Origin of the sequence: Microcoleus sp. N9_A1, assembly GCF_036701795.1 — a bacterium.
Taxonomy (GTDB): domain Bacteria; phylum Cyanobacteriota; class Cyanobacteriia; order Cyanobacteriales; family Microcoleaceae; genus Microcoleus.
In genome coordinates this window covers 14,193-34,112 of the sequence record NZ_JAUBRI010000061.1, presented here as the reverse complement: position 1 = coordinate 34,112, position 19,920 = coordinate 14,193, and the positions used below count along the sequence as shown (strand labels likewise).

The following is a 19,920-nucleotide window of genomic DNA, read 5'->3' as shown; positions in this document are numbered from 1 at the left end:
CAGTTAATGAAAAATCCCCGACGTTCGCCCGATCGATTCCGCCACAGCCGTAGTTCCCGCAGCCAGCAGTTTTATCAGTCCCAAGCTGTTAGCCAACAAGCTTTTCAGCCTCCATATCCGTTGAGTTGCGAAGGCGCGGAAAGTTCGAGTTCCCCAGAAACGGCCGTAAAGTGCGATCGGGAAATTGCGATTTTGCTGCTAGATGCAGAAAACTTGAAACTCGACATTAATGCGGAAAAGTTTTTAGCCAGTTTGTGCAGCTATCCCCTGCAAGTTAAGATTGCTTTTGCTAACTGGAAAAACCCCAGCACCGGTAAGCTGGATACTGAATTGTACGATCGCGGTTACGAACTAATTCACGCTCCGGGCGGCGCTAACACCGCTGACGGTAAAATGATTGCCTTTGGTGCTGCTATTTTATACCGCTATCGGGATGTCCGAGAAGTTTTTGTTTGTTCCTCCGACGGTTTGTTAAATCACCTCTGCAATCAACTCCAAAATCAGGGATTGACTGTGTTTCGGGTGCGTAGTCAAAATGCTGTATTGTCTATAGAAAATCATCTGACTGGGGAGAGCAATCACTATTCTTGCAAAGAGGAAGTGGAACTCCCTACTTTTGCAGAACTGGCAAATAAAATTGCCGAGTTGCTGAAGGCAGAACACCAATCTATCGAGGAGCGCATAGCTTGGTTTTCTAGTATTACTCAACTTTTTCAAGAGCGCCGCGCTATCGAATTAACTTCAATAAATTCCACCAATATAGAAGCATTCGCATCAGCCCAAAAAGATATGATCTGCGAACCAAAAGAACCGGCAATTTCCGACGTTGTTGGTGCAAATATTGAGCACGAAAAATTGCCAGAAACTGTGCCTGCTGATGCCGTGACGATCGATTCACTGGAAGTCTTAGAAAATATACTTGTAGAAATTATTGAATCAGAGATAAATAATTTCCCAAATAATGCTATTAATGTAGCTGAGCTTAAAAAAATATTTTTCATCCGATGTCAAGTTCAGGCCGATCATATAGTGAAAACTTTCTTGGTTGATTCCAGTTTAGTCAAATTTTTGAAATCGCGTCCTTCTGTATTTCAATTGACATCGAGCGGGAGCGAACATCACGTGAGGATAGTCCAAAAATCTTCGGATTCAAACACTTCTCCATCTGCCACACTGGAATCATCTTTAGCAAAAATTTTGATAGCTTTAACCGCTCAATCTCCAGGTGCTTACATTTCGACTATCCTAGTAGCAGGTGAATTTAACAAGCAATACGGTCAACCAATTACTAAAAAGCTGAAATCGCTGGATTTGGGCGAGAAATTTCTAGATTTTTTGCAGTCTTGTCAAACATTTAAAGTCAAGAAAGAGGGTAATGATTATCAAGTGGCGATCGCCCCTGGCTCATCTTTTTAATCTAATTAGGACTTATGCAGGGGGATCGGGAACCGGGTTTGTGTAGGAAAAAACTTGATTGTGACCCGCAGATTTAGTAAAAAACCCGGTTGCTTTGGTCAGGAGTACGTCAGTCCTGCTAATGTTAACCATATATTAAAGAAAGGTTATCGTTTTTGCAGCCATTTCTTAATCATTAAAAACTTAATCTGATGTTAACCATAATTTAAAACAAGCTTATTATTTTCCCTGTTTTTACTTAGAATTTCAGTCTATCCTATGGAAGAGATTTGTAAAGTCTGCTATTAATACTAAGGACGAGGAGTTATGGTTTTCTTCACTAAAGGCTGGCGACGCGGCTTGATAGTTACGCTAGCAGTAGCAGCATTTTCGCTCTCGTTGATTACTTCGGCTGTAGCTGCGGTAACACTAAACGGTTCGGGAGCAACTTTTCCGAAACCTTTGTACGATCGCTACTTCTCTCAGATGAGAAGTGCAAATCAAATTACTGTAAACTACGAAGGAACTGGCAGCGGTGCTGGTATCAAAGCATTAATTGCAGGCACTGTTGATTTCGCAGGCAGCGACGCGCTGATGAGTGGTGCACAAATCGCTGAGGTAAAGCGGGGTGTTATGGCGGTTCCGACTGCTGGCGGCGCTGTTGCAGTTGTTTACAACTTGCCCGGAGTGATAAATCTGAGGCTAAATAATGATGCGATGAAAGGCATCTTTGAAGGGAAGATTACTCGCTGGAATGATGCGAAAATAGCCGCAATTTCTGGACAAGCTAAAAACTTGCCCAATACTCCAATTCGAGTAGCTGTGCGGGCAGACAGCAGCGGTACTACCTTTATTTTTTCTAACCACTTGCAGGCGACCGGCAGCAGCATCAAAGCTGCCGCTCAGCCGAAGTGGCCAGACACCGTTGTCAGCGGTCCAGGAAACCCCGGCGTAGCTGCTTTGGTGAAAAATACAGCGGGTGCAGTTGGCTACGTTCAAGATACTTATGCTCGGCAAAATAATCTCCAAACAGCATTTATTCAAAATAAAGCTGGCAGATTTGTAGATCCTAGCTTGGCTGAAGCCGAAAAAGCTTTGGCTGGGGAATCCTTCCCGGCAGACTTCCGCTTGGTAGAAGGAAATCCTAATGATGGATATCCGATTGTTGGTTTGACTTGGCTGTTAATCTACAAACAGTATCCTGCGGCGAAAGCAGATGCTATTAAAAAGATGGTTAATTGGGTGATGACTACAGGTCAAGGTATCAACAAACAGCTAGAGTATACCTCGATTCCGCAAGGTACAGCTCAAAAGGTGATTCAAACAGTGAATCAGAGCGTGGTTGCTAGAGGTTAATTCAATTTTTTTCCAATAGTTATGAGTTTTGAGTTAAATGTATGACTCAAAACTCATACATTGCATTTATTAAGGTGCAGGCACGCACAATGCTATCTATTTCATTAATCAAAGATTTCGCTGTTTACCAGAAAGAATTGGTTTAAAGCCTCTCCCTGATCGGTAGAAATTAAAAGCAGACGATTCATTACTCCAATCCTCTTCCTTCCATGTCAACTGTCAACTGTCAACTGAATGAAGCCATAACTCGGTATGACCAATTCTTCAAAGAAACCGAAAAAATTGACTCGGAAGCCGGCAGCAATCAACACCCACGTAGATTTGACTGATACGAAGGGTGAAGGTTTGTGGCTGGAGTCGGGATTTACTGTATTTGTATGGGCTTTTGCTATAGCGACGGCGGGCATCCTGTTCTGGATGAGTGGAATAATTTTTAAGGATGCTTGGCCGGCTATTAGCAAGTTTGGACTAGAGTTTTTGTGGAATCCCAAATGGGATATCGGGGAGTTGCAGTTTGGGGCTTTGCCGTTTATTTACGGTACAGTAGTTAGTTCTGCGATCGCCATTATTATAGCAATTCCCCTGGGACTTTCAGTCGCGATCGTAACCAGCGAGAACTTTTTGCCGACTTGGGTGCGATCGCCCTTGGGATTCATGGTTGAATTAATATCAGCCATTCCCAGCGTCATCGTTGGCCTGTGGGGAATCTTTGTGTTAATTCCCTTTCTGCTACCTTTACAGCAGTCGCTGTTCAACAATTTCAGTTGGTTTCCCCTATTCAGCAGCGAACCTTTTGGGCCGGGAATGCTGCCCGCTGGCATACTTTTATCGATTATGATTTTGCCCACAGTCGCCGCCATCAGCCGCGATGTCTTGCTGTCGGTTCCAGTAGATTTGCGAAGTGCTTCCATGTCCCTCGGTGCCACCCGCTGGGAAACCATATTTAAGCTGTTATTGCCAGCAGCAAGTTCGGGAATTATCGGAGCGACTATCTTAGCATTGGGACGCGCTTTGGGCGAAACAATGGCAGTCACAATGGTAATTGGCAACTCGATTCAAATCAACAAATCTATATTAGCTCCCGGCTACTCAATTCCCGCTGTTTTGGCCAGTCAATTTCGGGAAGCTCAAGAAGAACTGCACATCGGTTCTCTAATGTATTTAGCCCTAATTCTATTTGTGATTACCCTATTAGTGAACGCAGTAGCAGTATTGTTGGTGCAGCTAATCGGCGTCAAGGGAGCTAAGAATTAACCATGACTCAAGCACAAAATTCAAACAGTATTCTGGATACAGAAATCTACAAACCCCTGTCAGTGAGCCGAAATTTTTTCAGCCAGGGAATGACAGTTATTGCCTTCGCTCTTACAGGTCTTGCCCTGCTGCCTTTGTTCGCTATTTTGTACAAAATATTGGGCGAAGGACTGACACACTTAAGCTGGGAAGTGCTAGTATCTCTGCCCGCACCCGTCGGAGTCGAAGACCAGCCCAACGGCTTTGCAAATGCGATTCTTGGTACAGCTTTAATGGTGGGAATTGCCACATTATTTAGCGTACCAATTGGCGTGATGACGGGAATATTTCTGTCAGAGTTTGGCAGAGAAAACAAGGCGATAGCGAATACAATCCGCTTTATCACCGTCATTCTCAGCAGCGTTCCCTCTATTGTTGTCGGCGTGTTTGCTTACGCCCTAATTGTCGTTACAACTAAGGCTTTTTCAGGATTGGCCGGCGGTGTTGCTCTTGGTATAATCATGCTGCCGGTTGTGGCGCTGACAACAGAACAAGCATTAAAATTAGTGCCTACTTCCTATCGCCTCGCTTCTGCGGGTTTGGGAGGCGGACGCTTTCAAACAATGTTTCGGATTATTATTCCCTCAGCACTTCCGACTATTACCACAGGCATTTTACTTGCAGCTTCCCGCGCCGCCGGCGAAACTGCACCTCTAATTGTAACTGCCTTGTCGAGCCAATTTTGGCCTCCTTTAGTTGAGAAATTGGGGGAGATAGTTCAGTCTCCCGTCGGCACAGAAACTATCTCGAAAATCCAAGAAATTCCCGAGACACTGCTGACTCCAACTCCTTCTATGTCAGTATTAATATACAGTTACGCCAGCTCTCCTTACAAAGAGCAAAATGAATTAGCGTGGACTGCGGCCTCTGTCCTTTTGGGAATGGTTTTGTTCACCAGTTTAGCCTCCCGCGCCGTCACTCGCAAACGCTTGCAAAATCGGTAAATTGCGTGGAAAGGAAGAAGGAAGAAGAAAGAAGGAAGAAGGAAGAAAACAACTATCTGTGTATTTGTGATTTCCGAAATCAGTGCATAGCTATCAAGACGAACTAAATCAGACCATCGGGTAAAATTCTGCATCTAAAAAATTACCAACCACACTAGAAAGAATGCAAATAATGAAACCCAAAAGCAACTTAAAAGCTGAAAAATATAGCGACCAATTTTTAGAAGACGCGACTCCTGAAATCGACCCCAATGCAATGCCAGCCTTGCGGGTTCAGGACTTGAGTTTCTCCTACGGAACTCACAAAGTGCTCGAAAATTTGTCAATGAATATTCCTCACCCGCAAGTGACGGCGATTATCGGCCCTTCTGGTTGTGGCAAATCAACATTTCTTAAAGCTCTAAATCGCATCGGCGAATTGGAAGGAAAAGTACAAATAAAAGGCAGGGTTGAGTTTTTTGGACAGGATATTTACAGTCCTAAAGTCAATATTAATAGTTTGCGCCGCCAAATGGGCATGGTGTTTCAAAGACCGAATCCTTTTCCGCTGAGCATTTACGATAATATTGCTTACGGAGTGCGTATTTTTGGTCGTAAAAGCAAAGCAGAGTTAGACGAAATTGTGGAATCTGCCCTGAAAAGTGCGGCGCTTTGGGATGAAGTGAAAGATAATTTGAAGAAGTCGGCGCAGGGGATTTCGGGCGGACAGCAGCAACGGCTTTGTATTGCTCGCGCTTTGGCGGTAAAGCCAAGAATTCTGCTAATGGATGAGCCTTGTTCTGCTTTAGATCCGATTTCTACTATGAAAATTGAGGAGTTGTTTCAGACTCTGCGACAGCAGTTGACTGTGGTGATTGTAACGCACAATATGCAGCAGGCGGCTCGGGTTTCTGATTATACGGCTTTCTTTAATACTGATGAGAGCCGCATCGGCCGCATGGTGGAATTTGGGCCGACAAGCCGGATTTTTACTTCTGCAAGTAATTCGAGTACGAGAGATTATATTCAAGGTCGTTTCGGTTAATAAGTAGAAGGAAGAAGGCAGAAGGAAGAATGTTTATACAGCAAGCTTTTTAGCCATCTGTATCTTACTTTTAACTAAGTGGATTTACTTGCTTACACCTTGAACCTCTTTCAGAACAGGTAAGATGCCTGTTCCACAACAGGCAAATATTTTTGTGGAGCAGGCATCTTGCCTGCTATAGTTATGGAAGCCGCCAAGGTTCAACCGGACGTTATATCGTTTCCGGTTGCATCGGAATGATTTAACCGCAGAGAACACAGAGAACACAGAGGGAGACGAGAGAGATATGAATAATTCCGATGAAGAGCGGAATTAATATTATTAATTGCTGAAACTATTGCGGGAAATTGCAATTTTCTTCTTCCTTCTTCCTTCTTCCTTCAACATCTGGCTATATGTCTTCACCATTGCTAAAGCGAGAATTGGGTGTTTTTGGCGCAACTCTCATGGGCCTGGGCTCGATTGTGGGCACGGGAGTATTTGTGAGTATCGGAATTGCGGCGGAAATTGCGGGACCGGGAGTGATTTTGGCTGTAGGTATTGCGGCTTTAGTTGCTGTCTGCAATGGCCTTAACAGTGCTCAGTTGGCGGCCAATCATCCTGTGAGCGGCGGTACTTATGAATATGGTTACAAATATCTGAATCCTTGGCTGGGTTTTACTGCCGGCTGGATGTTTCTTGTAGCGAAAACGGCTTCGGCTGCTACTGCTGCTTTGGGTTTTGCGGGGTATTTTTTAAATGCAGTTGGTGTTGCCGATCGCACTTACCGGATCCTAACAGCATTAGTCGCCCTCGCCGTCCTAACTTTGGTTGTCTTGACGGGAATCAGACGATCAAATATTGCCAATACAGTCACAGTCTCAGTTACACTCTTATCTCTGGCTGTCTTTATCGCTGCAGGTTTGCCAGAGGTCAGGTGGGAAAAAATGTCCGCGCTACAGAATGATAGCTCGATCGGCTCCATCCTCCACGCCACCGCCCTAATGTTTGTCGCCTACACCGGTTACGGGCGCATCGCCACCATGAGCGAAGAAGTGCGGGAACCGAGGAAAACCATTCCCAAAGCCATAATCTTTACTTTGGTGCTGACAATGCTGCTTTACGTGGCGGTAGCAATAGTTTTCGCAGGTGCGGGGGGAGATAAATTGTCCTTGCAAACAGGCGCTGCGGCTGCACCCTTGGAAGTCATCGCCCGCAGTTTCCGAATTCCGGGAGTTTCGCAACTGCTAGCCGTCGGCGCAATTACTGCCATGCTGGGAGTCTTGCTGAACTTAATTTTAGGGCTGTCGCGCGTCTGGCTGGCGATGGGGCGGCGCTTGGATGTGCCGCGAGTCTTGGCGCGGCTGAATCCTGCGGGCACAACGCCCTATGTGGCTGTGATATTTGTCGAAATTACGATCGCACTTTTAATTTTAGTCGGCGATGTCAAAACCACTTGGTCTTTTAGTGCCTTTAGCGTTTTGATCTACTACGCTATCACCAACCTCGCAGCGCTGCAACTTTCCCCCGCCGAAAGGCTTTACCCGCAGTGGCTGGCTTGGGTTGGATTGGCTGCGTGTCTGTTTCTGGCTTTTTGGGTGGAGAGGGAAATTTGGCTGACTGGGTTGGCGTTAATTGCAGCAGGTTGGGTTTTGCGGGCGATCGTCCGGCGACCGACAATAAACTAACATTATGATAGATTGAGACACCATCCCGCATTGTAGAGGGCCATGCCCGATCGAACTTCCTTCCTAGCCACTCAAGAATCAGTCGCATTCAGCGCCATCAGTCGCTATATCGCTCAAACACTAATTGCCATTCAGGAACAACATCCCGAATGGATAGCTGAAAAATACAGGAAAACCCCCTGGGCCAAACCTGATTTTCAGTCAGTTTTGATTGAAAAATTGACCAAAAGTTTCCAAGTAGCCAGCGATACCAAATCCCTGCTGCAGACAGCCAAAAAATATCTCCAAATTCTGCTGATTCCAGAATTCATTAATTCATCTCAATTCAGCAAAATATTTGCCAAAATTCAGCAGCTAGCCACAGCCGCATCGCAAAACACAGTTTCCCCAAAACCTCCAAATCCCACCGCAAATCAAACACATTCGCTTCCTATCGGCATTGCCATCTTGCTGCTAGATGTCGAAAACTTGCAACTCACCATCGAAACCGAAAAATTCCTAGAAAAAATCTCGCACTATCCCATCCAAATCAAAGTAGCCTTTGCCAACTGGCGCAGCATGGGCAAAAAAGATGCCGAATTTCACCAGCGCGGCTATCAACTGATTCACGTGCCCCCCGGCAAAGACAGCGCCGACTTAAAAATGGCAACAGTAGGCGCATCAATTTTCGTACATTATCCCACAGCCAAAGAGATTTTTGTCTGTTCGTCCGATCGCGCCCTCACCCACCTCAGCAACACACTGCAAGCCCACGGATTAACCGTATTTCAAGTCCGCAAGCAAATAGATAAAATCATAGTTTTAAACAGCCAAACCGGACAAGTAGAAACCCATTCCCTTGTAACCATACCGGAAATTACACCCGTAGAACAATTAGTTATTCAACTAAAAGAATTAATCAAAAAAGAGCAAAAACGCACCTCCGCTCAGTGGATAAAAATTTCCACAATTTCAGCTTTATTTACAGAAAATTACGGTTTAGTCCTAAATCAAATTGTTACCCAGCATCTCCTAGGAACTAAAACCAGAGATATATTTCTCAAATATCCCACCGATTTTGTTCTTCACAAACCCTCAGAAAAATCTCAAACTTATGTCACTATCTTTGAAGTTAAATTACCCCCACCACCGCCCATACTTAACAAAGACAATGTGAATCACACCCAAGCAGCACAGACTAGCTTAACAGATATTAATTCTCTCGAAGACTTGGAAAAAGCTATAGTCAAAATAGTTAGCGACTTAACCGACAACTCTCCTCAAAATTCTGTATTTCTTTCCAATGTAGGCAGCGAATTTCAAAGACAATACGGCAAACAAATTACCCAAACAATTAAAGAGTTTAATCTCGGTAAAAAATTCCCTAATTTTTTGCAATCATGTACTTCTCTCAAGCTAAAAAAAGCAGAAAAAGGCTGGCAAGTTTCCCTAAATTAATTATTGGCATTGCCCCATGCCCCATTCCCCATGCCCCATTCCCAATAACTTGAGTTATCATACAATCTGGACGTAAAGAAATGTAAAGGGATATGCAGGACAAAGTTGTGGTTGTGGTGGGTGCGACTGGCGGCGTCGGTTCAGCAGTGGCCCGCAAACTCGCAGATGCGGGTGCGAGGCTAGTGCTCGCCGCCAGAGACAGCAGTAAGTTAAACACTTTAGCAAGCGAACTTTCGACAACAGAGGTACTGTGCGTACCTACAGACATCACCGATTTGGCACAAGTCGAGACGCTGATGCAAAAAACTGTCGAACATTTCGGACAAATTGATGCCCTCATAAACGCCGCTGGTGCCGGAATTCTCAAGCAGTGGAACAAGTTAGAACCCGCTGATTTAGATGCAATGCTTGACTTGAACTTGAAAGGCAGTTTTTACACATCTCAAGCCGCCGCGAATGTGATGAAAGAGCGGAAATCCGGCCACATCTGCAATGTCATCGGGATTTTGGGCAAGCATTCGATGGCGATGGGAACTGCTTATTGCGCTTCCAAGTTTGGAGTAGTTGGCTTCAGCAAGTGCATGGCAGATGAGTTGCGTCGCTACGGTGTTAAGTTTACGCTATTCTATTTTGGCGGGGTGGATTCTCCGTTTTGGGATAATGTGAGTTTGAAAGTAGACCGTTCAAAAATGCTGAGTACCGAAACCGCTGCAAATGCGATTATGTTTGCTATTTCGTCTGACCCGCAAGCTGTGCCGCTGGAGATTAATATTCAGCCGGAAAGTCATTTGTTCTTCTAATAGTTTGTAGAGTGCGCCTCGGCGCACCTATTCAGTGTGTATGGTAGACCTCTTGCAATAATCTTCGAGTCATAGAGCAACCGCAGATATCGGGCAGATGCAACACCGATGGACGCAGATGGTTTCAGGGTATTTTCGGATTTTTGCAATAAGTATGGTGTTCTTATTTCACCGATTTATCCATCTCAAAATAGGTACAAGCCCAGCTTTAATTCATAAATTCTTCCAACATTTTAGACAAAATTTCAATCTTCCAGATTCATCTGTGCAGTAAAGCTAAAATCTAAAACTTGTACGCCGGCGAAGTCGAAGAATCTAACATCTAAAATCTAACATCTAAAATCTACTTAGCGAAGGCATCGCAGCCAAACTCAAGTTACCCCAGACACCGAGTTTTTGGGAGCATCTCAGTTTTGCAAAAAAGCATTTTTTTACAGTGCGAGCGTCCCCGCTCGCGAGTTTGCGACAGCTCGCGAGCGGGGACAGCACTTAAATGCAAAACTGAGATGCTTCCGATTTTTTTTAAGTGCCGATGTATTTATACCTTGAGAGGGAGTTATAATATTCAATCTTGAGGTTATTATTAATTGCGCGCACGAGAAAAAAATGAAAAATATCCCTTCCTCTGTCCCTATATTGCAGTTTTCTACTGAAAATCAGCCGATTTTCCATTATTCACTTTCCATTTTCAACTATTGATTATGGAATTCGATCGCATTCAATTCTATACTGAAGATGCAGTAGCATCGCGGGACTGGTTTGTCAGCAAATTAGGCTTTCGAGCAACAGCACAGTATCCAAGCAGCCACACTCATACTGAAGTTGTGAATAGTGGTAATATCTGTTTTGTTTTGTCTTCCCCCTTGACATCCGCTAGTCCCGTCGCTAGTTGGTTGAAATTGCATCCTCCTGGTATTGCCGATGTCGGTTTTAGGGTGAAAAATATTGAAGTAACACTAGCTAGAGCGGCCGCTGAGGGCGCTAAAGTTCTCCAACCGATTGAAGAAGGTCTCAACCAAAGAGGCTGTTTTAAGTGGGCAAAAATTGCTGGCTGGGGAGATTTGAGCCATACGCTAATCGAGGGAATTGGTGAGAATCCACTGCTACCAAATTCTGCTGAACTTCCCTTGTTCACGAAGATCGATCATGTGGTGTTAAATGTTGAAGTGGGCGATTTGTCAAGTGCTGTTAGTTGGTATCAAAAAGTATTAGGTTTTGCGCCGCAGCAAAATTTTGATATTCAGACTGAGAAGTCGGCTTTACGCAGTCAAGTTATGGTGCACGCTGAAGGCGGGGTGCAATTCCCGATTAATGAACCGGCATCAGCTAATTCTCAAATTCAAGAGTTTTTGAGCGCAAATCGGGGGCCGGGAATTCAGCACATGGCTTTGCAAACTGCTGATATTGTAGGGGTTGTTACCGATTTGCGATCGTGCGGTTTGCCTTTTCTGCCGGTTCCTCCAACATACTACTCCGAATTGCAGCAGCGGCAAAACTATTTGCCCGCAGATTGGCAAGCAATTGCAGCTTCTGAAATTTTGGCAGATTGGCAAGAAGATACTCCCGCAGCGATGCTGCTGCAAATCTTTACCCAGCCAATTTTTGCAGAACCGACTTTCTTTTTCGAGATGATTGAGCGCCGAGTTAGTTTAGTTAACGGCAAACAGGTGCAAGCTGGAGGTTTTGGGGCGGGGAATTTTCGAGCTTTGTTTGAGGCAATTGAACGGGAACAAATGAAGAGGGGAAGTTTGAGAGATGATTGACAAAAATTCCACTTTTTCGGTCATACCGGCGGGTTAATCAGCACTGCGATATCTTTCCAACCGTAGGCAATTTCTTTGAGTGCAACTCCTGCTCTACTTGTTTGTTTTTCGTCAACTTTTTCACCTCCTAAGAATTCATAAAACCTATAGGCTGAATTGTCTCCCAGTACCCAAACTAGCATCGAGTTCAAACTTAATTCTGCCAATTTTGTGGCAACTGTTCTCACGAGTTGCCGTCCGATTCCTTGACGCTGATATTCCTCCAAAATATAGATGGCAAATAATTCTCCTTGATATATATATTTGCCAGTGCGCTCGCCACCACCGGCAGCAAAACCCACAATTTCTCCCGATTCATTCTCAGCAACGCATACAAAAACCCCTGTATTTTTGACGTTTGCCAGGATTTCTTGCCAACGGCTTTCAGCTTTTTCATAGGACAGTTGCGCGAGGTAATCTATCGGTACAATTTTTCGGTAAGCTGTCCGCCAAGTATCTAGATTAACCCGTGCGATTGCAGATGCGTTAGCGATTTTAGCTTCTCTCACAATCATCATAAAATACTCCTTTCGGGCCCTGAAATTCTATTTTAAAGTCTAGGCCAACTATACGATCGCGCCCTTCTAGTTTAGCTCGATATAGTGATCTATCGGCCTGTCCAATTAACTCCTCAATCGATAAACCAGCAGCAGGTACAGTAGTAGCGATTCCCATACTGAGAGTTATAAACTTACTTACCTTGGAAGCAGCATGAAAAATTGCGGCAGCTTTCAAATCGCTGCGAATTGATTCAGCTACCCGCATTGCTCCTTGCACATCAGTTCGCGACAAAATTACCGCAAATTCTTCGCCGCCGTAGCGGGCGGCTAAATCTCCTGCCCGCTGAGCGTTGCTAGCTAAAATCTGGGCTACTTGTTTTAAACATTCGTCGCCTCCTTGATGCCCGTAATGATCGTTGAAAAGTTTGAAAAAATCGATATCGCACAAAATTAAAGACAGCGACTCTTTTTCTCGCTCCATCAACTGCCATTCTAACTCCAGTTTTTTGTCAAAACAGCGGCGGTTCGGAATTTGAGTCAATCCATCCACCGAAGCGAGCCGCTGCAATTCCTTGTTAGCTGCTTCTAATTCTAATTTGGCTTGTTCTAAAGCTAAATTTTGCCGAGCTAATTCTTCACTTTGCCGTTTTTCTTGTTCGTACAAAAATCGGATTGAAGCTTCAGCTTCTTGCAATTCTTTCTCTGCATATTTGCGCTTGACAAATTCCCCTAATTGAGAACTTACCACAGCTATGATCTGAAGTAAATCTTGATCCGGTGGCAGTTCTTCCCGGCAAAAAAAAGTCATTACTCCTACAACTTGGCTTTTAGCGTGAATGGGGAAACCGAATCCCGAGCGCAGTCCCGCTTCCTCGGCCAAGCGCGATCGCACGAAATTGCGATCGCCCACAAGATCAGTAATCCACTGCGTACAACCGCTTCGGGAAACCGCTCCCGGCAAACCCTCACCCGCAGCGAAAGTAATCTGCTGATCGTTTTCGGCAAACTCCCTAACTTCCTCCGCTGCCTGCCAAACTACAACCCGCCGCCAACAAGGACTTTCCTCGATTGGACAGCAAAGCGGCAGACACCAAAGCGGATCTTTTTCAGATTTTATTTCCTCACCCAATCTAGTTTCTTTCTCCGCCTCTGCAGGCGTCCAAAGTTCGCCAAAATCCCACCCAAAACTTTGGCAAATAGCTTGCAAAATTTTCGGAGTTGCGTTATCTAGAGAAGTTGATTCTGACAGGATATGAGTAACAGCATACTGTGCTTCTTGACACTTTTTTATGCGTTGTTGCTTGGTAATGTCTTTGCCGATATAAACAAAATCTTGTATAACCTCCCTATCTGCATCCGGGCTTCCTGTGCTTGTCTCAAAATTAGAGCATGAAAACGCAACAATCAGCTTTAAACCTATTTTCGTTTGGCAAGCTACTTTTACTTGAGGCCAATATTCGCTTTTAAGTGCAGGAGGTAGCTGGCTGACTTTGCGTAACAATTCCTCCTCAGCCGTAATCATGGATATGGATTTGCCGATTAATTCCGATTCGGTATATCCAAATAATTGCTGTGCAGCTTGATTCACTTTTTTGATTTGCCCCGATGTTCCTGTTACGAACAAAACATCCCCTAGGGAATTAATAATTTTGTCAATATAATCGCCAGCCGCAGCTAAGTTATCGCCTTTAATACTTGTTTTTTTGGCAGCCTGAACGATGGTTGGCTGAGATCCCATGCTATCTGTCACATCTTCGCATAAAATAATCAATCTGTCAGCATTGGCTTGTCCCTTATAACCAAAAATGTACAAATTTAGATACAAATAAGAGCCGTCTTTGAGAACTCGGCTAATTGATTTTAACTGACAATCTTGCTGTCGTTCTTCAATAATATCTTCAAGGAGTCCTTCAATTCCGATTAGTTCGGGAAAACTATCGCGCACGTCTTTCCCTTCGCCTACTTCCTCATGAATGTAGGCAAAATCTTGCACTTTCAAAGATATTTCTTTAATCTTAAGTTCCCGATCGACTGTGAGGTATTCAATCCTGCGTAAGGATAACAGCTTATAAAGAAGAATATTAATACTTCTGGGGCTGCTCTCTACAGTAAATGTGGGAAGCATCTCGTTATTGTAGAGCATCTCTCTCAAAGGTTAGCCTGTAAAGTTAGTTGTTGTTTGGCTGCGATTTATCATGAAAATTTTTATACTGGCGGATGTCATCACCTGTTAGCGCTGGCTAATTTATGCAAACAGTACACTTTAAATTCTCCAAGCAGTTTTTTTGCTGATTTCAAAAATGAGACCAAATATTAATTTGACCAACTTTTTTTGATAAAGCACAGCCACAATCAGCCTCGATTGAGGTTGAGATTTGTGAACAATATGTAGCGGTTTACACTATTTGTGCGACACATTTTAATTTTAAATTACCCGATATGGCTTACAACCGCTAAAGTTGAGGAACAGCACAGTTTAATTCAAATGTTTGCTTTAATTAGCACCATTCCTATAGACCTTACCTCCCCTAGGTATTTGTGTCAATTTCTGTAAAGAAAGTGTTACCTTTAAATGATATAGTATCGAAGGATTTGTATAAAAGCTTAAAAATACTCTGCTAAATGCTGAGACTTATTACCGACTTTGACGGCCCGATCATGGACGTGTCCGATCGCTACTACCGAGTTTACCAGTATTGTCTCGCCGAGACTAAGCGTTCGGGCCAAGAAGTGCGCGAACTCCCCAAAGCCGAGTTTTGGGACATGAAGCGCGCGCGGGTTCCCGAAACAGAAATTGGCATCCTCTCAGGATTAGACGCTGCCCAAGCCCGCGATTTTGCCCAGAAACGCCGTCAAACCGTCCACACCCTACCCTACATGATTTATGATCAACCAGTTCCCACCGCCCTGGAAACTCTCGAAAAGGTGCAGCGCGCTGGAGTAGACTTAGCGGTGATGACCATGCGCCGCGTTAGGGAACTAGATGAAGCCTTCAACCGCTGCAATTTAGGGCACTTTTTCCCAGAAAACCGCCGCTATTGCCTCCCCAACGATTACGTTAAAACCGGGGATGTCAAAGATAAGCCCCTGTTGATGGCAAAAGCTCTTGCCGAACTACCGCCGGCTTCTGACCTTTGGATGGTTGGGGATACGGAGGCGGATATTATAGCCGCAAAAACGCACGGTGTCAAGGTAATTGGTGTTTTGTGCGGAATTCGCGATCGCACCCAACTAGAAATGCACCAACCGGATTTAATTGCTAACAATTTGAGCGAAGCAGTTGAGATTATCTTAGATAGTCAGTAGTCAGTTGTCAGTTGACAGTTGACAGTTGACAGTTGGCAGTGGTTAATTATTGTTATTGGTTAATTGTTATTGGTTGGTTCGTAGGTTTTAGGTGTTAGTAGTTAGTTAATTGTTACCAATTACTAATTACCACTCAACAATTACCAATAACTAATGACTGTTGATGCTTGACTAATGATTGATGACTGTTGACAACTGACAACTGACAACTGTCAACTGTCAACTGTCAACTGACTATCGCAGAAAACCGCTGACCAGCCACAGAATTAAAAACGTAAACAAAGCGATAAATTTCTCTGTTGTTATAAATGCCGGACTGACCAAAGAACCCAAAAAGCCTCCCAGCAACAAACCTATAACCAAGCCAGCCACAGTCAGCAGCACTGCCCGACCAAATTTTTGTTCCTTGCGATTAACAAAATAAAGACAACAGCCGACCCCAAGAGCCAGAGTCAACTGTAGTAAACCATCATTAGCCGCCGGATAAATACTCAGTCCGCCTAACCCCACATACACCCCAGCCGGCCACAAAATGTCCGATCGACTAGGAGTATCGATTAGCCGCTTCAACCAAGCAGGGCTGCCACTAGGAGGAGAGGGAGTAAAGCTTGCGGGTGCGGGAGTCAGCCGCTCAGGAAAGCGGATGCGTTCGGGCACTTTAATTTTACCTTCCTGTCGCTGCCGCAGGCGATCCATGAGGATCGCGTCGTAAGCTGCTTCGATCAATTCCAAACGTTTCTTGTCACCGCTGTACTGCTCACCTAGGCGCGTGCGGGCCTCTTGCACTTCATCAAAGGAAGCATCTTCATCGACTTCAAGCAGTTGATAGGGAGTTGGCTCACTCATGGTAATAACCCGCTGAAGACTCTCGTTATAGAGCAATCTTAACAAGAGAGGAAAGCGGGGCGGGGGCTCTGCCGCTTTCCCAAAAGTTTTGCTGCTAGTTTTTGGTGCTTTAAAACAGGAACCAGCAAACCTTACGAAAATAGAAACTAGAAGGCATTTGGCATTCGTAAATAAAAAATAATGAATCCAAAGATTGTTATTTTTATCTTGGCCGTCTAAAATTTTACCTTCTGCCAAATGCCCTCAGAAGGGACTTGTCCCGCAGGCGCTCACAATTCCCGACCACTGGACTTTTTTAAGTCGATCGCGGCGGTACGAAAAAAAGCGAGCCGAGTCAGAATAAGTACAGAAAGGAGCGATCGCCACTTGAGAAACATCGATTCCCAACTGCTGCAATTGCAGAGCATTGCAGAGGCGAACATCCAAGCGTACCTTTCCCGGTTCTGGATCGGCCAAGACAGGCGTTTCCGGCAGTTGGTGCAAAAACTCGCAGATGCCGTCGGCTGTCGCACTAACGGCACTCTTAGGAGCAATGGTGGCTCCCAGTTCCGCTGCTACTTCCACAGATACCTGGTAAACCTCTCCAGCGATCGCCGGCCCCATAGCAATCTTCAGATTTTCTAATTTACTGCCTTGTGCCACAAGTTGAGCGATCGCCTCTGGTAATATCTTAGCAGCAGTCCCGCGCCAACCCGCGTGAACTGCGGCAACCAGTCCCGTGCGATCGTCAGCAATCAGCACCGGCACGCAGTCAGCGGAGCAAACCCACAGCGCCTCCAATGCTCGCTCGGCCACCAAGCCATCAGCCTCAGCATAGCTTGGGGCAGCGGTTTCCGGGTTCTGAGCCACAACCGGGGACAACTCAGTGGTTTTGAGTACCGCATTGCCGTGTACCTGTTGGAGTCGGTAAACCTTAGCTCCAGGTTCGAGAACTTCCGTCAGATCGATCGGCCCCTGCGGCGAGAAATCGCGCGTAAAAAAGCCGTGAGACCAGCGAGAAAGCAAGCTACAAGTCAGATAAGGCAAGCCTTGCCAGCTCTGCCAGTCCCAACTGATACCGTCAGGTTGTCCGGCGCACTCAGAGTCAGGAAAATTTGTCAAGCGATCGCCAGCTACAGTCATGAAACCCATCCATCCCCAAGCGAATCATTTAGCTTGTATTCTAAACAATCAACAATTTTGTCCGCGAAGTTTAAAGGCAGCGCCAGCTTTAAGGAAAAAATCGCGATGAAGGAGGCGGTTTTAGGACAACTCACATCTTGCAGCATTCTCAAGAACAGGCAAGATGCCTGTTCCGCAAAGAGTAGATTTTCTTGTGGGGTGGGCATCCTGCCCGCCCTGAAAAGATTATTGAGAATGGTGCAATATCTCAGGACGACCGACTGCGCCGAAATTTTGCATGACCCGATAAATATAGGCAACAAATTAACATAGACGAACGCCAAAGCGCTATCATCAGTGTGGCCGTCACAGGTTCCTAAGCAAGTGCAATCGGGATCAACAAAACCCGGCTCTCGCTCGCGAGTGAATGCGTAAGGCATTTGAGCTTGTTCTATGTGCAAAAAAAATTGCCTCAAGCCCGGTAAAATCAGTTAGGCCTGTATATAAATACAAGGATTGCCATACATTCGATCCTGACTTCGAGATCCTTGTCCCCCCTGTTGAGTTGGGAAAAAAAATCGTGAAACCAGTTCCAGACAAGCAAATAACAGCCCATTTGAACACCAAACAGCAAAAAAAGAACCCTACAGGCGCTCGGACTCGATCGCGCCTTTTGTCCGATCGCTCACTGCTGGTGGGACTGGGTTGCCTTGCCAGTCTGGGACTACTCAGCAAAGGCTTAGTTTGGGCTCAAGCCGAAACTCCGCCAGCAGAACAAGCCGTCCCCGGCGCAGCAGAGCTCCAACCATTATTTGAAGCTCCTCTCCCGCCCCCGGAACCCGAATTCAGCCAAGTGGAACCAGAACCCTACCCTGAACCGCAGGCAGAAGTTCCGCCCTCCGAGCCTTTCGATCCTGAACCTGCCTGGGAGCCGGAGTACGCCAGCGAACCACCTCCCACCCAATATTATCTGCCGGAGCCCGCGCTGATTCCCCTACCAGAAGCGACGGCCCAGGAGCCGCCTTTTGAAGCGCCAGTTAACCCAGCCCACGCTGAAATCGACCAAACAGACTACAGCATTGGCGCTACCAGCGAGTACGAAGAGTACGCAGCGCCAACCAGAATAGAGTTTGCAGAACGATCAACCGGCTGCGAAGGAGTTGGCGGTTGTGCGCCTCCTGCTGTTTCCGAGCCAGTGACGGCAGATGCAGGAGAACCCAACTACAGACAGGAAACTCCGATCGCAGACGACGGCTATATTGCAGCCCCTCCTCCTCGAAATCTGCCAGAAAGCATTCCGGGCAATGTTCGGGAAACTGTGGCCGGAAATAGTAGCGGAAATCCTGTCAGTAAACTCGGTCAAGCCGTTCAACAAATAGGCAGCCAGGTTTGGAGGGGTTCAAACCAACCGGAATCTGCTTACGTACCCCCGCGCTACTCCGCAGACGCAGGATACTCCGCAGACGCAGGATACTCCGCAGACACTGGATACTCGGCTAACGTCGGCTACTCCGCAGACACTGGATACTCCGCAGACGCTGGGTATTATGCCGGATCTGCATCTTACGGTGGCGGCCCTCCAGCGCCCAGCATGGGACTCGGGCCGGTTCAAGTCGGTGCCGTTAGTGTCAGCAGCGGCAGCAATACCGGTTTTGCTTACTACAATCTCACGCCGCGTCCCCCAGGCCTCCCCGGAAATGGCAACAAAAGCTTGCTGTTTCCGCTATCTATTGCTTCGGCAATTACTTCGCCGTTTGGGTGGCGGACTCATCCGGTTATGGGCTACGGCAGGTTTCACACCGGAACTGACTTGGGGGCCCCGATGGGAACACCCGTCCTGGCAGCCTATGCGGGTCAAGTGGCGATCGCCGATTGGTTGGGTGGCTACGGTTTGACGGTGGTTCTCAACCACAACAAACAGTCTCAGGAAACTCTCTACGCTCACCTTTCGGAACTGTTTGTGAAACCAGGAGAGGTGGTGAAACAGGGAGATACTATCGGCCGCGTCGGGAGTACGGGAATGTCTACAGGGCCTCACCTTCACTTCGAGGTTCGGCAAATGACTGACCAGGGTTGGGTGGCGATCGACCCGGGTTCTCAGCTAGAATTCGCTCTGGGAAGAATGATCGGCACTTTGGAAACCGCCAAAGTACCGCAAATGCCGAAAATGGTGGAAATACAAACCGCTAACGGACTCAAGGATTTGGAAAACGATCTGCCCCTGCTTCCACCTCTGCCGCTGGGAATGGACATCGAAGTTCACAACCTCCAGCCGCCATTCCCGGAACTGTTAAAAGCTGACACTTCTAAGAAGCCCAAAGATACTGAAGCAGTCAAACCCAAACCTCAGAAGCAAGCTAACAGGTAAAAATGGCGGCTTGGATACATTAATTTTTTTAGGGGCGGGCTATTCGCCCACCCCGCAAGAAAATTGATGTTTTGTAAAATC

Annotated in this window: 16 protein-coding genes; 11 read left to right on the top strand and 5 right to left on the bottom strand. The window is 46.0% G+C overall.

The genetic code is table 11. The features are described from left to right. Positions 1-6: 6 nt before the first annotated feature. The 9 genes from QUA58_RS23650 to hppD all read left to right on the top strand — a co-directional run bounded on the left by QUA58_RS23650 (position 7) and on the right by hppD (position 11,679). Positions 7-1,416 (top strand): NYN domain-containing protein, encoded by a 1,410-nt coding sequence (locus QUA58_RS23650; protein WP_333396296.1) that lies wholly within the window; start codon positions 7-9, stop codon positions 1,414-1,416. Positions 1,417-1,722: 306 nt separating this feature from the next. Next, positions 1,723-2,751, top strand: a complete 1,029-nt coding sequence (pstS, locus tag QUA58_RS23645; RefSeq protein WP_333256013.1) for a phosphate ABC transporter substrate-binding protein PstS — start codon at positions 1,723-1,725, stop codon at positions 2,749-2,751. 252 nt (positions 2,752-3,003) lie between these two features. Continuing rightward, the gene (pstC, locus tag QUA58_RS23640; RefSeq protein ID WP_333256011.1) at positions 3,004-4,005 is read left to right on the top strand and encodes a phosphate ABC transporter permease subunit PstC; all 1,002 of its coding nucleotides are present in this window, start codon (positions 3,004-3,006) and stop codon (positions 4,003-4,005) included. 2 nt (positions 4,006-4,007) lie between these two features. Next, a complete protein-coding gene (gene pstA / locus QUA58_RS23635; protein ID WP_333396294.1) occupies positions 4,008-4,988 on the top strand; it encodes a phosphate ABC transporter permease PstA in 981 nt (326 codons plus the stop codon). A gap of 172 nt (positions 4,989-5,160) precedes the next feature. After that, positions 5,161-6,012 carry a phosphate ABC transporter ATP-binding protein PstB gene (gene pstB / locus QUA58_RS23630; RefSeq protein WP_333256008.1) on the top strand — a complete coding sequence of 284 codons (852 nt, stop codon included), beginning with the start codon at positions 5,161-5,163 and terminating at the stop codon, positions 6,010-6,012. 395 nt (positions 6,013-6,407) lie between these two features. Continuing rightward, a complete protein-coding gene (locus QUA58_RS23625; protein WP_333396292.1) occupies positions 6,408-7,679 on the top strand; it encodes an APC family permease in 1,272 nt (423 codons plus the stop codon). Positions 7,680-7,721: 42 nt separating this feature from the next. After that, positions 7,722-9,116 carry an NYN domain-containing protein gene (locus QUA58_RS23620; protein ID WP_333396289.1) on the top strand — a complete coding sequence of 465 codons (1,395 nt, stop codon included), beginning with the start codon at positions 7,722-7,724 and terminating at the stop codon, positions 9,114-9,116. Between the two features lie 92 nt (positions 9,117-9,208). After that, positions 9,209-9,916: an SDR family NAD(P)-dependent oxidoreductase gene (locus QUA58_RS23615; protein ID WP_333396287.1), complete on the top strand. Its 708-nt coding sequence runs from the start codon at positions 9,209-9,211 to the stop codon at positions 9,914-9,916. Positions 9,917-10,617: 701 nt separating this feature from the next. Continuing rightward, positions 10,618-11,679, top strand: a complete 1,062-nt coding sequence (hppD, locus tag QUA58_RS23610; protein WP_333396285.1) for a 4-hydroxyphenylpyruvate dioxygenase — start codon at positions 10,618-10,620, stop codon at positions 11,677-11,679. 20 nt (positions 11,680-11,699) lie between these two features. Here hppD and QUA58_RS23605 read toward each other — a convergent pair whose 3' ends face one another. Both QUA58_RS23605 and QUA58_RS23600 read right to left on the bottom strand, forming a co-directional pair. After that, entirely contained in the window at positions 11,700-12,236 is a 537-nt protein-coding gene (locus QUA58_RS23605; RefSeq protein ID WP_333396283.1) for a GNAT family N-acetyltransferase, read from the bottom strand. After that, positions 12,214-14,361, bottom strand: a complete 2,148-nt coding sequence (locus tag QUA58_RS23600; RefSeq protein ID WP_333396281.1) for a diguanylate cyclase domain-containing protein — start codon at positions 14,359-14,361, stop codon at positions 12,214-12,216. The genes QUA58_RS23605 and QUA58_RS23600 overlap by 23 nt, the downstream gene beginning before the upstream one ends. Before the next feature lie 479 nt (positions 14,362-14,840). On the opposite strand from QUA58_RS23600, the gene QUA58_RS23595 reads away from it, so the two are divergent. Next, positions 14,841-15,524 carry an HAD family hydrolase gene (locus QUA58_RS23595; protein WP_333252277.1) on the top strand — a complete coding sequence of 228 codons (684 nt, stop codon included), beginning with the start codon at positions 14,841-14,843 and terminating at the stop codon, positions 15,522-15,524. 234 nt (positions 15,525-15,758) lie between these two features. Here the strand turns inward: QUA58_RS23595 and QUA58_RS23590 are convergent, their stop codons facing one another. The 3 genes from QUA58_RS23590 to QUA58_RS23580 all read right to left on the bottom strand — a co-directional run bounded on the left by QUA58_RS23590 (position 15,759) and on the right by QUA58_RS23580 (position 17,911). Then, entirely contained in the window at positions 15,759-16,370 is a 612-nt protein-coding gene (locus QUA58_RS23590; protein WP_333252278.1) for a CPP1-like family protein, read from the bottom strand. Between the two features lie 243 nt (positions 16,371-16,613). Then, positions 16,614-17,492 carry a peptidoglycan editing factor PgeF gene (gene pgeF, locus QUA58_RS23585; RefSeq protein WP_333396279.1) on the bottom strand — a complete coding sequence of 293 codons (879 nt, stop codon included), beginning with the start codon at positions 17,490-17,492 and terminating at the stop codon, positions 16,614-16,616. Beyond that, positions 17,489-17,911, bottom strand: a complete 423-nt coding sequence (locus QUA58_RS23580) for a hypothetical protein (RefSeq protein ID WP_333276599.1) — start codon at positions 17,909-17,911, stop codon at positions 17,489-17,491. The genes pgeF and QUA58_RS23580 overlap by 4 nt, the downstream gene beginning before the upstream one ends. 140 nt (positions 17,912-18,051) lie before the next feature. Between QUA58_RS23580 and QUA58_RS23575 the strand changes: the two genes are divergently transcribed. Next, positions 18,052-19,839 (top strand): peptidoglycan DD-metalloendopeptidase family protein, encoded by a 1,788-nt coding sequence (locus QUA58_RS23575; protein ID WP_333252280.1) that lies wholly within the window; start codon positions 18,052-18,054, stop codon positions 19,837-19,839. The last annotated feature ends 81 nt before the right edge of the window (positions 19,840-19,920 follow it).

Excerpts from the sequence above, each read along its gene's own strand:
- QUA58_RS23620 (WP_333396289.1), top strand. The coding sequence starts at position 7,722 with ATGCCCGATCGAACTTCCTTCCTAGCCACTCAAGAATCAGTCGCATTC.
- QUA58_RS23600 (WP_333396281.1), bottom strand. The coding sequence starts at position 14,361 with ATGCTCTACAATAACGAGATGCTTCCCACATTTACTGTAGAGAGCAGC.
- QUA58_RS23615 (WP_333396287.1), top strand. The coding sequence starts at position 9,209 with ATGCAGGACAAAGTTGTGGTTGTGGTGGGTGCGACTGGCGGCGTCGGT.
- pgeF (WP_333396279.1), bottom strand. The coding sequence starts at position 17,492 with ATGACTGTAGCTGGCGATCGCTTGACAAATTTTCCTGACTCTGAGTGC.
- QUA58_RS23625 (WP_333396292.1), top strand. The coding sequence starts at position 6,408 with ATGTCTTCACCATTGCTAAAGCGAGAATTGGGTGTTTTTGGCGCAACT.
- pstC (WP_333256011.1), top strand. The coding sequence starts at position 3,004 with ATGACCAATTCTTCAAAGAAACCGAAAAAATTGACTCGGAAGCCGGCA.
- pstA (WP_333396294.1), top strand. The coding sequence starts at position 4,008 with ATGACTCAAGCACAAAATTCAAACAGTATTCTGGATACAGAAATCTAC.
- QUA58_RS23580 (WP_333276599.1), bottom strand. The coding sequence starts at position 17,911 with ATGCCTTACGCATTCACTCGCGAGCGAGAGCCGGGTTTTGTTGATCCC.
- pstS (WP_333256013.1), top strand. The coding sequence starts at position 1,723 with ATGGTTTTCTTCACTAAAGGCTGGCGACGCGGCTTGATAGTTACGCTA.
- QUA58_RS23605 (WP_333396283.1), bottom strand. The coding sequence starts at position 12,236 with ATGATGATTGTGAGAGAAGCTAAAATCGCTAACGCATCTGCAATCGCA.
- QUA58_RS23650 (WP_333396296.1), top strand. The coding sequence starts at position 7 with ATGAAAAATCCCCGACGTTCGCCCGATCGATTCCGCCACAGCCGTAGT.
- QUA58_RS23595 (WP_333252277.1), top strand. The coding sequence starts at position 14,841 with ATGCTGAGACTTATTACCGACTTTGACGGCCCGATCATGGACGTGTCC.
- pstB (WP_333256008.1), top strand. The coding sequence starts at position 5,161 with ATGAAACCCAAAAGCAACTTAAAAGCTGAAAAATATAGCGACCAATTT.
- QUA58_RS23590 (WP_333252278.1), bottom strand. The coding sequence starts at position 16,370 with ATGAGTGAGCCAACTCCCTATCAACTGCTTGAAGTCGATGAAGATGCT.
- hppD (WP_333396285.1), top strand. The coding sequence starts at position 10,618 with ATGGAATTCGATCGCATTCAATTCTATACTGAAGATGCAGTAGCATCG.